The sequence below is a fragment of the Anaerobium acetethylicum genome (genome assembly GCF_900096945.1).
GTDB lineage: Bacteria > Bacillota > Clostridia > Lachnospirales > Lachnospiraceae > Anaerobium > Anaerobium acetethylicum.
The window spans coordinates 65,884-79,067 of record NZ_FMKA01000015.1; the positions used below are offsets into that span (position 1 = coordinate 65,884).

The 13,184-nt window shown below is 42.7% G+C and carries 10 protein-coding genes; 9 read left to right on the top strand and 1 reads right to left on the bottom strand.

The window, feature by feature from the left end:
- Window positions 1-34: 34 nt before the first annotated feature.
- From BJR36_RS12150 to BJR36_RS12165, 4 genes are read left to right on the top strand one after another with little or no spacing between them, the layout of a single operon-like run.
- Window positions 35-1,018 carry an ABC transporter permease gene (locus BJR36_RS12150; RefSeq protein WP_242875553.1) on the top strand — a complete coding sequence of 328 codons (984 nt, stop codon included), beginning with the start codon at window positions 35-37 and terminating at the stop codon, window positions 1,016-1,018.
- Window positions 1,019-1,031: 13 nt separating this feature from the next.
- A complete protein-coding gene (locus BJR36_RS12155; RefSeq protein ID WP_091234680.1) occupies window positions 1,032-1,940 on the top strand; it encodes a carbohydrate ABC transporter permease in 909 nt (302 codons plus the stop codon).
- A 14-nt stretch (window positions 1,941-1,954) separates the two neighbouring features.
- Entirely contained in the window at window positions 1,955-3,541 is a 1,587-nt protein-coding gene (locus BJR36_RS12160) for a type 2 periplasmic-binding domain-containing protein (RefSeq protein ID WP_091234683.1), read from the top strand.
- Window positions 3,542-3,600: 59 nt separating this feature from the next.
- Window positions 3,601-5,907 (top strand): glycoside hydrolase family 31 protein, encoded by a 2,307-nt coding sequence (locus tag BJR36_RS12165; RefSeq protein ID WP_091234684.1) that lies wholly within the window; start codon window positions 3,601-3,603, stop codon window positions 5,905-5,907.
- 209 nt (window positions 5,908-6,116) lie between these two features.
- Here BJR36_RS12165 and BJR36_RS12170 read toward each other — a convergent pair whose 3' ends face one another.
- Entirely contained in the window at window positions 6,117-7,328 is a 1,212-nt protein-coding gene (locus BJR36_RS12170; protein WP_091234686.1) for a helix-turn-helix domain-containing protein, read from the bottom strand.
- Window positions 7,329-7,530: 202 nt separating this feature from the next.
- Here BJR36_RS12170 and BJR36_RS12175 point away from each other — a divergent pair, with 202 nt between their 5' ends.
- The 5 genes from BJR36_RS12175 (at window position 7,531) to BJR36_RS12195 (ending at window position 13,168) form a co-directional block, all read left to right on the top strand.
- Complete coding sequence (locus BJR36_RS12175; protein ID WP_091234689.1) at window positions 7,531-9,270, top strand: glycoside hydrolase family 3 protein; 1,740 nt, start codon at window positions 7,531-7,533, stop codon at window positions 9,268-9,270.
- Between the two features lie 549 nt (window positions 9,271-9,819).
- Window positions 9,820-10,431 (top strand): HAD family hydrolase, encoded by a 612-nt coding sequence (locus tag BJR36_RS12180; RefSeq protein WP_330387915.1) that lies wholly within the window; start codon window positions 9,820-9,822, stop codon window positions 10,429-10,431.
- 10 nt (window positions 10,432-10,441) lie between these two features.
- Window positions 10,442-10,693, top strand: coding sequence for a hypothetical protein (locus tag BJR36_RS12185; protein WP_091234694.1), 252 nt, complete (start codon window positions 10,442-10,444; stop codon window positions 10,691-10,693).
- A gap of 25 nt (window positions 10,694-10,718) precedes the next feature.
- On the top strand, window positions 10,719-11,795 hold the full coding sequence (locus tag BJR36_RS12190; protein WP_091234697.1) for a LacI family DNA-binding transcriptional regulator: 1,077 nt from the start codon (window positions 10,719-10,721) through the stop codon (window positions 11,793-11,795).
- Window positions 11,796-11,923: 128 nt separating this feature from the next.
- A complete protein-coding gene (locus BJR36_RS12195; RefSeq protein WP_091234699.1) occupies window positions 11,924-13,168 on the top strand; it encodes an NAD(P)-dependent oxidoreductase in 1,245 nt (414 codons plus the stop codon).
- Window positions 13,169-13,184 lie beyond the last annotated feature (16 nt).

Here is a 13,184-nt window from a genome sequence, read left to right on the forward strand (position 1 = left end):
TATGGTAAGATAAGCACCATAAGGAGGGCGTGATATGAAAAATATACAAGCAGCCACGATTCAAAATAGTACCTTGTGTGATATGAAAAAGATACAAACAGCAACGATTCAAAGTAGTGCCTGGAGAAAAGGAATAAAGAAAAGCATGCCTCTTTACCTTCTTCTTCTGCCATCGGCAATACTGCTATTCTGCTTTGCCTATATTCCCATGTACGGGATCCTGATGGCATTTAAGGACTATTCCCCTACGTTGGGCATTATGGACAGCCCATGGGTAGGATTGAAACATTTCAGGCAATTCTTTGCCTCGTACCAGTTCGGAATTACATTGAAGAATACGCTGGTCCTGAGCCTGTACGGCATTGTGGTGGGATTTCCGCTTCCAATCGCCCTGGCACTCATGTGCAACCAGATCCGGAACCTGGCATTTAAGAAAGTGTTCCAGGTAGTGACGTATCTGCCGCATTTTATCTCGACCATGGTCATGTGCGGACTGATCTTAATCTTTTTGTCGCCAAGTACGGGCCTGTTAGCCAACTTCTTCGGATTGTTCGGAGTTGAGATTCCCAACTTCATGGCAAGTGTGACTTCCTTTAAACATGTGTATGTATGGTCTGATATCTGGCAGCACCTTGGATGGGACAGCATCATCTATCTGGCGGCGCTTTCAGCCATTGATCCTACTTATTATGAAGCGGCGACCATCGATGGAGCTTCTACGATGCAAAAGATCAAATACATTGATCTGCCTCTGATCATGTCTACAGCTCTTGTTCTTTTGATTCTAAGAAGCGGCAGTATTCTTGGCATCGGATTTGAAAAAGTGTTCCTGTTACAGAACACGCAGAACGCGCTTGGCAGTGAGATCATCTCTACCTATGTATACAAAATAGGTATGAAGAGTTTCCAATATAGCTTATCCACGGCAGTCGGTCTGTTCAACACCGTAGTCAACCTTGCAGTGCTGCTCTCTGTGAACTGGATTGCAAAGAAAACAACGGACACGAGTCTGCTATAGAAGGGGAGGAAACATGAGCGTGAAAAAAGAGAAACCAGTCAAAATAAAGAAATGCCTCTCAGACAGAATTGCAGATATCGCAATTAATGGAATCGCAGTCCTTATGATCGCAGCTATTGTATATCCGCTGTGGTTCATCATCATAGCTTCCTTCAGCAATCCGGCCGATGTAGCCAATGGCGAGGTCTGGCTGTGGCCCAAAGAATGGGTTCTGGATGGATACAGGGAACTGTTCAGGCAGTCGGAGATCTGGAGAAGTTATGGAAATACCATCTTCTACACAGTGGCAGGAACCTTTGCCGCTCTGCTGATCAACATTCCGGCAGGATATGCCATGTCAAGGAAAGATATGATGGGAAGAAAATGGATCAACCTGTATTACCTGATTCCGATGTTCGTCAGCGGAGGTCTGATCCCTGTCTATCTGGTAGTACAGCAATTCAATCTGATCGATTCCGTCTGGGTCATGATCCTTCCTTTCTCGGTATCGACCTATAACATTATCGTAGCCCGTACCTTCTTTCATACCAGCATACCGGAAGGATTATGGGAAGCAGCGCAGATTGATGGATGCGGAACCATCCGTTATTTCTTTCTATTTGCATTACCACTCTCCAAAGCGATCATCGCTGTGATTGGACTGTGGACTGCAGTAGGTATCTGGAATTCCTGGTTCAATGCACTGATTTATCTTCAGGATGAATCCCTGCAGCCATTGCAGTTACTTCTGCGTCGTATTCTGATTTCCAATCAGTCACTTTTAGGAGCCGCTACCGGAGAAATGGCAGCAGATCTGAGAAGGGTGTCTGATATGATGAAATACGCATCAATTGTGATCTCTACGGTTCCAATTATGTGTCTATATCCATTGCTACAAAAATATTTTAATCAGGGCGTCATGATTGGCGCAATCAAGGAATAACAGGAGGATGGAAAATGTTTAAAAAATCAGTAAGTGTAGTCCTGATGGCGGCGTTGCTCGCAGCTTCTTTGGCAGGATGCGGGAGCAAAGTAAATTCAGAGGACACAAACACAAAGACAGAAGCAGCATCATATTCAAAAGAAGACGGAACATTTAAGGTGGCAACCGTGCGCTGGGCAGACTGGGGCGAGAATTACCATGAAGGGTTTGTAGATGAGGCCGCAAAAGAAGCGGGAATCGCCGTGGAATGGGATACGATTCTCAATGCGGACTGGGCGGACAAGAAAGCTGTTCTGATGGCAGGCGGAGATCTTCCCGATGCATTCCTGGGATCCATCTGTTTTTCGGCAGCAGAAATTGCATCCAACCAGAGTGCGTTCATCGCACTGGATGAGTACATTGATGAAAACATGCCGAATTTGAAGGCAATCATGGAAAAAGATCCTACTATGAAAGCACTCGCGACTTCTTCAGACGGCCACATCTATGGCCTTCCGGGAAAGAAACCCTGCAGACCATTGGTCAGCAACCAGATGTTCATCAACCAGCAATGGTTAGACAACCTTGGGCTGGAGATGCCGCAGACATATGAAGAATACTATACGGTATTAAAAGCGTTTAAAGAACAGGATGCCAACGGCAATGGAGATCCAGATGATGAAATCCCATTTGGACAAGGATATGCAGACACGGCGATGTTCTTCCTGCTTCCTTTTGGAATGACGCTTGGTGCAGATGGAACATATACCATGGCGATCAAGGATGGCAAACCGGCATTCCTTCCAACATTAGATTCTTACCGTGAAGGCATCAAATGGATGAACAAAGCTTATAAAGAAAACCTCATTGATCCGGAAATCTTCACACAGGATACGTCCATGCGTGATGCAAAGCTCATGAACCAGGACGCAGCTTTAATTGGTTCCGCTCCGGGATGGACTGCAGATTCTACTTTTGGTTCGAATGCATCCCAGTATACCGCCCTTCCGGCGTTACAGGGCCCGGATGGCGAACGTTATGTATCTTCTGATCCGGAACACTGGAACTACAGCAGAAATGAATTCATGATCACCACTGCATGTAAAGATCCCGCTGCACTTCTTCGCTGGATGGATAAATTCTATACAGATGACGCTTCCATCCAGACCTTCTATGGTTCATTTGGAGTGGGCATTGAAAAAACCGGAGATGCATATTCTCTGCTTCCTCCAACCGACGGCAATTCAGCAGATACCTTTGCATGGATCAGCTCCCTTCGCGACTTTGGTCCCAAATATGTGTCCGAGGGATTCAATGACAAAGTGAAATTACCAGCCGACAGCGGAGACGGCCTGAAACTGGCACTGGATCAGGAATTACGCCAGTATGCAAAACCAGCGTACCCGAATGTAAGCTATACCAACGAGCAGCTGAACACATTATCGGCCATTTATACAGATATTGCAGCATATGTTACGACCATGCAGGCAAAATGGGTAACAGAAGGCGGCGTAGATGAAGATTGGGATACCTACATCAAGACTTTGAATCAGATGGGATTTGAAGATTTTATGAAGATCCAGAATGACGCATTTGAGGCTTATCAGGAAAGCAGCAAATAAGAAATAAGAAATCAAGAAATAAGAAACTCAATCACAGCAATCAGTATCGGAGACAAAGCATGTTTGGAAAATTACGAAAGTATAAAACACAGAACCAGAATATCAGTCTGGAATTTGAACACCAGAGGGGCAGCATCACCATCCTGTCGGATTCCATTGTCCGTGTATTTTCCCAAATGGAAGACGCAGTGCCTGTATCAAAAGCAATCGAACATCCAGCCGATCAGAAGGCGGCTTACGCAGCAGAACGAAAGGAAGACTATCTGGAGATTCGGACCAGTGCTCTGACTGTCCGGGTATATGATGAATTCTATGTGGATTTCTATGGAAAAAACGGAGACCTCCTTTGCAGGGATTACAGAGGGAACCGCATCCACCAGACAGAACTAAGCTCCGAATTTGCAGATCTGATGGCCCAGGAGGGCCATCAGGTTACACTGGAAAAAGAGACACATCAGGTACAGGTCATGAAAGAGTTGGAGGAGGACCAGTATTTTTACGGACTGGGAGACCGGACTGGATTTTTGAATAAACGCGGGTATGCCTATGAGTTATGGAATACCGATGATCCCGCTCCCCATGTAGACAGTTTTAAGACGTTATACAAATCCATCCCGTTTTTACTTTCCCTCAGGAATGGGAAGCCATACGGAATCTTTTTTGATAATACATTCCGTACCTACTGGAATCTTGGCAAAGAAAGTCAGGACTATTACTATTTTGCAGCAGACCATGGCAATCTGGACTATTACTTTATCGCCGGGGAACAGTTAAGCGACATAGTGACCGGATATACCACGCTCACGGGAAGAGCGCCAAGACCCCAATTATGGACGCTGGGATACCAGCAATCCAGGTGGGGATATGAAACAGAAGCGCAGGTCAGGGAACTGGCAGCGAGCATGAGACAGCACCGGGTCCCGTGTGATGTCATTCATCTGGACATTGACTATATGGAACGATATAAAGTATTTACCTGGGATCAGGACAGTTACAGCAATCCGGCGAAAATGATGGCAGACCTGGCCGAAGATGGCTTCAAGATCGTTACCATTATTGATCCGGGCGTAAAAGTGGAAAAAGGATACCCCATCTACGAAGAAGGAAAGAAAAAGGGTTATTTTGTGACCACTCCCGAGGGAGAACTATATATAAATCAGGTGTGGCCAGGGGATTCGGCATATCCGGATTTTGGAGCACCAAAGGTAAGAAAGTGGTGGGCAGACAATCAGAAATTCCTTGTGGATCTGGGGGTGCGCGGTGTATGGAATGATATGAACGAACCCGCCAGCTTCAAAGGCGAGATTCCGGATGACGTGGTGTTCTCTGACGAAAATCGGAAAGCCACTCATGCAGAGATACACAATGCATACGGACATCTTATGTCGAGAGCGACCTATGAAGGATTAAAGAAACATGACAGGCGCAGGCCCTTTGTCATCACCAGAGCCTGCTATGCAGGAAGCCAGAAGTACACCACCGCATGGACCGGAGACAACCACAGCATCTGGGCTCATCTGCAGATGCAGATCTCGCAGCTCTGCAATCTGGGATTGAGCGGGATGAGCTTTGTCGGAACGGATGTAGGCGGATTTGGTTCAGACACGACACCGGAACTTCTGACGCGCTGGGTGCAGGCTGGATGTTTTTCCCCGCTATTCCGGAACCATTCCAATAAGGGGACGGTACAGCAGGAACCATGGCAGTTCGACGAGAAGACGCTCGGCATCTACCGCACTTATGTAGAGCTGCGGTACCAGCTGATACCATATTTTTATGACCTGTTCGTAGGACATGAGAAAGACGGGCTGCCGATTCTTCGCCCGCTGGTGCTCCATTATGAAGAGGACCCTTATGTACGGGAACTTAACGAAGAATTCCTGGTTGGGGAACAGCTGTTAGTGGCACCGGTAGTGATGCAGGGAGAGACCAAACGAATGGTGTACCTTCCAAAGGGCATCTGGTACGATTTTTGGACCGGAGAAAAACAGGCCGGAGGGACTCATTTCATTGCTGATGCGCCAATTGAGGTATGCCCGGTGTACGCCAAGGCGGGAAGCATCATTCCGATGTATCCGGTGCAGTCCTATGTGGGTGAGACGACGGTATCCCAGCTGACACTCAAGATCTTCGAAGGAAATGGCACATATATCCACAATCAGGATGATGGAGAGACCTTCGCCTACGAAGAGGGTGCGTATAATCAGTATCGTTTTACGATCAATGAAGCAGGGGAATTTACCTGCGAACTGTTGCATGGCGGATATGAGAATCGGTATCAGACCCTGCGGATCTGCTACCGGGGATATGAAACCATAGTGGATCTGGCAAAAGAAGAGGTCAAAAAAACGTACCTGACACCATAAACTTTATTTAATGGTGTCAGGTACCAGAACCGAAGTTCTATACAGGTAGCGCAGCTGCAGGTAAGGGATGGAGTACTGATCTGCGACAGGGATGAGGTTGAGCTGGAGCTGCCTGTACTTTTATAAAAGCTGCAAAAAACGGAAAAACGAAAAACGGTACCTGACACCATAAACTTTATTTAATGGTGTCAGGTACCGTTTTTTAGTTACTATAGTCCTGTTTTTTTTCGGTATTCGCTAGGTGTCGTTCCAACTTCTTTTTTAAAGACTTTTGTAAAATAATTACAATCACTTATTCCAACATGGGCAGAAATGTCCTGAATAGTCATTGAACTCGTATTCAATAACTTAATGGCTTCCTGAATACGCAATTGGTTAATGTATTTGTTAATAGGAGTACCCACTTCTTTTTTGAACAGGCTGGATATATAGGGGACTGATAATTGAAATTGATCTGCAATGTCAGCAAGGGGCAGAGGAAGATTCAGGTTAAATTCTATATAATGCAGTACCTTTCGAATGTTGGGAGAATATTGCCTCGTAGATTTGTTCTGGACTAAAAAGCAGTATTCACGAATCATCTTTTCATATAATTGATTTAATTCATTTGAGGAATTCAGATTTTCAATCATATTGGCATACTTGCTGGATATTTCATGCAGGTGGATGGGATGGATTTCGTTTGATTCAATTGCTTTACGGAATAATGTATTTGCAGAAATCAATAATGCCTTTTGGTCTCTTAGTGAATTTTCCATTCGTGGTTCAAAGGGAGAAGAAACAAACTTTTTTGCTTCTAATAAAGCGTTTTTCCAATCACCGTTGCAAATAAAACGCAGAAGGCTATGCTCAGTTTCATATCGTTTCGCCACAGAAGCTGAATAGGCTTCAAAATCATCCTTCGGAGTATAAATATAATTCTCATTATTATAGTTAGAAAGATTATGGTATTTAATTGAAAAAGGTGAGGAGTCAGGATTTATATAGGTTACTATGTCTGAGACGATTGAAATAAGCCGTAAATTATTTTCAATCGGAGGAATTCCGTATAAGAAAGCTTTCAGACTTTGTTCATCGCTTAAGGTCAAATGGTTTATTTCTGTTATGGAACTCCAATATTCAGTGGTGAGGGGATGGTTGAAATAAGGACCTATTGTGATAATATCCTGTTTGTCCTGGAAGGGGGAAAAGATAATGTAATTGATGAAATAGTTATCAGTAACCACATGAAAACTATTGTAATCCAGCGTATTGATAAAGTCCCGAATCTGGTTGTACAAAAGATCAGTATTTAAGAGACTCTTTCTTAAGTACCGGTCAAAATTAGAAATATCATAATGTGGAAATGAAAAATAATGAAAATCGAGTTGTAATGCATCCGATAAAAGTTTTGATATGAAATTTAATGTTGATGAATTCATTTGTGCTCCCTCAAAATTTTTTGGCTATTCACTTGCTGAATATATAAATGGTATATGTTATATGTTATTTTAATATAAAGAATAAAACAAGGAATATTTAAAAATAATATTAAGATATTGCTAGTATTTGGCGTTTTATTCTATTTGATTAGAATAAAAATATGCTAGTATGTAGAAAATAAAATATAGGCAGGAGTAAGCGATGAGAACGAATTTAAAAGCATTACCCTATGGATTGGCAGATGAGGATATTCAGTGGGTAAAAGATACAATTGCAGATATGACAATTGAAGAAAAGATAGGTCAATTGTTTATTATCATGGGGAAAAGCAGTAATGAAACATATGTTAGTGATATGGTTAAGAAATACCATCTTGGTGGAGCCAGATATGTAGAGAGTGATCCGGTGAAGATTCTATATCAGAATCGAGCTTACCAAAAACATAGTAAAATACCGATGTTTATTGCGGTGAATTGTGAAGATGGCGCTAGCAGTGCATGCAAAACCGGTACACAGGTTGCTTCGCAAGCACAATGCGGGGCAGACGATTCTGGTGATGCTGCCTATCAAATGGGGAGAATCGGTGGCGTAGAAGCGAGTGCGCTTGGCTGTAACTGGACTTTTTCACCTATAGCGGATATTCTTTTTAACTGGCGAAATACGATAGTCAATACGCGAGCGTTCGGGAAAGATGCAGATCAGGTATTGGAATTGTCAAGAGCTGCCATCAGGGGATTGAAGAACAGCAAGATGCTGCCATGTGCCAAACATTTTCCGGGAGACGGCGTTGAAGAAAGAGATCAGCATCTGGTGATCGGAATGAATGATCTGTCTTGTGAAGAATGGGATGCTACCTTTGGGAAAGTATATAAATCACTGATTGAAGACGGCTTAGAAACAATTATGGCAGGGCATATAGCACTTCCGGCATATAGCAGGAAGCTATGCCCGGGTATTAGGGATGAGGATATCATGCCCGCCACGTTGGCACCGGAAATCATTACTGGATTATTAAGAAACCAGCTTGGTTTTCAGGGCCTTGTAGTAACGGATGCATCTCATATGGGAGGGCTGCTTAGTGCTCGTCCAAGAAGGGAACAGGTTCCAGGAGTCATTGCGGCAGGCTGTGATATGTTTTTATTCATGCACGATGAGGAAGAAGATTTCCAATATATGATAGACGGGTATAGAAGCGGCGTGATTTCAGAAGATAGACTGCAAGAAGCACTGGAGCATATTATTGGAATGAAAGCAAAACTGGGTCTGTATAAAGAACAGCAGCTTTCTGAAGAGGATGCTTTAGAGGGCTTAAAGCAAATCGGGTGTCCGGAGCATAAAGAAACGGCAAAAAAAATTGCGGATAACACGATTACGCTTGTCAAGGATACGCAGAACCTGTTGCCTCTCAATGTGGCAGAGAAGAAAAGGGCTAAATTGTATTTTCTTGAAAGTGCACCTGTATCTTATGTAGATGGAACGGACCGTACAAAAAATATCGTTGTCGAAGAGTTGGAAAAAGCCGGGTTTGAAGTTGACTTAAGTAAATCGTTTTATGATCTGGAACAGGAAGAAAGCACTCCGATCAACAAGTTCAAAATTATGCAGATGCCTAAGGTGGAAGATTTTAAAAGACAATATGATGTGGTTTTTGTGTTTGTACATATGAAAGGTTATGCACAGGAAAATAACGTCAGGGTAAAATATTCAGCACCGCATTCCAATGAACTGCCCTGGTGGATATGCGAAGTCCCTACTGTCTGTGTTTCGCTAAGCTATACAAATCATCTGTATGATTTGCCAATGATGAAAACATTTATCAATGCCTATTTACCGACAAGAGAATGTATTCGGGCAACAGTTGAAAAAATAATTGGAAAGTCTGAGTTCAAAGGCAAGTTTGATGATAATGTCTGGTGTGGACGTTCTGAAACTCGTTATTAATAAAGAAGGCGGGCCAATTTGCACAGTTATTGCCATCAGGTCGTGATGCAAAACATGTTGATTCGCAGCGCGCTCTCGCTTAGATGAAGACGTAGTGGTACGTAGGGCCGCACAACACGCGACCCAAGTACCAACGTCTTCATAAAGCTGCTCATCAATTCATGTTTTGCATCACTGCTTGCTGGATGAAGAATGTGCAAATTGACGAAGCCGAACGTTTCGAAAGGGCTTTTGACGCGCTGATTATATTGATTATATGAACGATGGGCCTTGATTTTTCGAGGAAAAATACCACATCATACCAGGAGGAATAGAATGGAACACAGTTACCCTTTCGAAGGATATCATAGAACAAAAAAATATCTAGTATGTATAGATTCTGATGGCTGCGTTATGGATACAATGGATATAAAACATATGGCGTGTTTTGGTCCGTGTATGGTTGCCGAATGGAATCTGGAAGCGGATCAGAAGGAAATCCTGGAACGTTGGAATCAGATCAATCTTTTTTCTGAAACAAGGGGAATTAATCGTTTTAAGGGGCTTCTCATGGCGCTGGAGGAGATTGATAAGAAGTATATTCCTATTGAAAATTTAGACAGCCTCCATCATTGGGTAAACACTACGGATGAACTTTCAAATGCTTCGCTGCAAAGAGAAATTGAAAAAACAAATAGCAAATGTCTTATAAAGGCATTGAGCTGGTCGGAATCGGTAAATGCCGCAGTCAAAAAAATTCCCGAAGAAAAAATGCTGCCCTTTAAAGGTGCGGAGGAAGGAATTCATCTGGCACATGATATTTGTGACGTAGCTATTGTATCTTCGGCTAATCAGGAAGCAGTATTAGAGGAATGGACAAAACACGGTTTGATAAAAGCTGTAGACATATTGCTGGCGCAGAATGCCGGGTCGAAAGAATACTGCATCAAAAAACTTTTGGAGTATGGGTATGAAAAGAATCATGTTTTAATGGTTGGAGATGCCCCAGGCGATTGGGATGCCGCAAATAGAAACGGAGTATTTTTCTATCCGATTTTAGCTGGAAAAGAAGAACAGAGCTGGTCTGATCTTAAAGAGGCGATTGTTCAATTAATACAAGGAACGTTTCAGGGTTATTATCAGAACCATTTATTAGAGCAATTCAAAAGCAATCTTGAATGAGAAGAAGAGTATGATTACATGCATTAATATTGTGAAGTGCCCGGTGTGCGGACGAGTGCCCGAAATGTTTATCCATACAATCGGGCCAATGATAGAAATGGCCTGTAGATCGTGTGAAAAGAGCTATGGCTGTGTTCTTGAGTATGGATTGGATCTGAGTGACGATACGCTGAAAATAGCATATGAGATCTGGCAGGAGGGAGCCTGCAATCAGATGGGACTAGAGGAAATCCCATGTAAATATGATGAAATTAATAGATGAAAAGCCAGAGGGTGGAGTGAAATGAATGGCAAGTATTAACGATGTGGCAAAAAGAGCAGGCGTGTCCATATCTACAGTGTCAAATGTTTTGAATGAAACAAAATATGTAAGCCCGGAACTCAGCAGAAAGGTAAATGTTGCCGTTCAGGAACTGGGGTATGAAGCAGATCCGGTTGCCAGGAATTTGAAAACAAAAAATACGAAAACGATTGGTGTTCTAACTGCAGACATAGGTGGTCTTTTTTATCCATATGTGGTAAAGAGTATTTATGAGGTTGCAAATCAGAGAGGGTACAGAGTCATCATTTATGATCTTAACAGCGTAAATGGAGAGGCTGGGAGTTTCGAAAGAGAGAAGGAAAGTTTTAAGGAGCTTATTTCGAACAGAGTAGATGGAATCATTTTTTTCTCGACAGTATCAGAGGATATGGAACGGGCATATATGAAAAGCATTAAGAAGCTTACAGCAAGCAGAAAAAAGACGGCATTGGTCAGTATAGAACGGGATTTTTCAAAATACGGAATTGATTCTGTGTTTTCAGATTCGGTAGAAGGCAGTAAAAAGGCGACAGAGCACCTTATAGATTGTGGCTGCAGGCGTATTGGGCATATTACGGGTCCAATGAATTCCAAGGTCGCGCATGACAGGATGAATGGATATAAGCTGGCTATGAAAGAACATGGCTTTCAAGTTGAAGATGAAACCATGATTTCTTTCGGAGATTATAACCATGTAAAGGGATACACATGCATGAAGGAGCTCATAAAGTCGATGCCTGATATAGAAGGAGTTTTTGCAGCGAATGATCAGATGGCTGTAGGAGCATGTAAAGCAATTAAGGAATGGGGTAAAAGGATACCTGAAGATGTTAAAGTGATTGGATACGATAATGTCTTTGTTTCAAGTATGGTGGATCCGCCACTGTCGACCATTAGTATCGGAAAAAAGCACATTGGTTACGAAGCTGTAAAAGCTCTTTTAAAACAGATGGGAAATGAAAAAGAAAGTGAAGCTGTTTGTATCGATATGAAAGCCAGGCTTGTGGCTAGAAAATCAACTGATATACAGGCTCCGGAGGACTGGATTCTGGCAAAATGGTAAGTGGATATAAGTCAAACAAAGTCTTATAAATTTATGCCGACAAATAAGATGGTGATCTCCCGGGATAAGAAATAAAGTACGAAAGGAGTAGTATGATTTGTCTGTAAGAGATATCATACAGAGGTAGAATGTCAGTACATGTTATAAATGAAGCAAAAAGGTGTCTAAACTGTAAAAAGCCAGGATGTATCGAGGGATGTCCAATAAAGACACCGATACCGGTAATGATACAGGGGCTGTTGACAGCTAGTATAAATGAAGCGGGTAGAAAGCTTTTTGATAATAATCCTCTTTCTATCATATGTTCGTTGGTATGCGACCATGAAAAGCAATGCGAAGGGCATTGTGTTCTTCAAAAAAAAAGTTCGCCGGTGCATATAAGCAGTATAGAAAATTATATTTCGGATACCTGCTTTGATAAAAGCATAATTCAATGTAAGCCTAAGAACGGAAAGAAAGTTGCGGTGATTGGTTCGGGACCAGCAGGAATCACGATCTCAATTCTCCTTTCTCAAAAAGGTTACGAGGTAACTGTATTTGAAGCGAGAGATAAGATCGGCGGGGTGCTCCAGTATGGTATTCCGGATTTCCGTTTGCCAAAAACAATTCTTGATCGATATAAAGAAAAACTGATAAGTATAGGCGTTAAAATCCGTCCGAATACAACAATCGGGGGAGCGCTGACGATAGATCATCTTTTTCGGGATGGGTATTGTTCCATATTTATAGGAACCGGCGTATGGAGGCCGCGAACTTTGGGGATAAAAGGAGAAAGCCTTGGAAATGTACATTTTGCCATCGACTATCTTGCAAATCCGTCAGTGTATAATTTGGGCGATACGGTTGCTGTCATTGGAGCAGGAAACTCGGCCATGGATGTTGCACGTACTGCGTTAAGAAAAGGAGTAAAGAAAATAACCTTCTATGAGTATAATAGAACGGCGGCTGCAAGCACAAAAGAATTAGAGTATGCAGTGCTTGACGGAGCGGAAATCAGATACTGTAAAGACACTATGGAGATTCGGGAAGAAGGTCCGGTATTTAGAACGGTAAAATATGATGATGAGGATAGAGTTGTCGGATATTCAGATGAAATGGAATATGTGATGGCAGATTCGACTATCATTGCGGTCAGCCAATGCCCAAAAACAAAATTGGTAGATACGACAAAAGGCCTTCATTCTTCAAGAAACGGATTGCTGATCGTGGATGAAAATGGTGCAACAACACAAAAAGGAGTCTTTGCTTCAGGGGATGTAGTAAATGGTGCCAGGACAGTGGTTGAAGCGGTTGAGTTTTCTAAGCGTGTAGCAGAAGCAATGGACAGCTATATGAGGGAAGCCTCTGATTATAAAAAGGTTCTTAATGTATAAATTCAAGTTTTCAAAA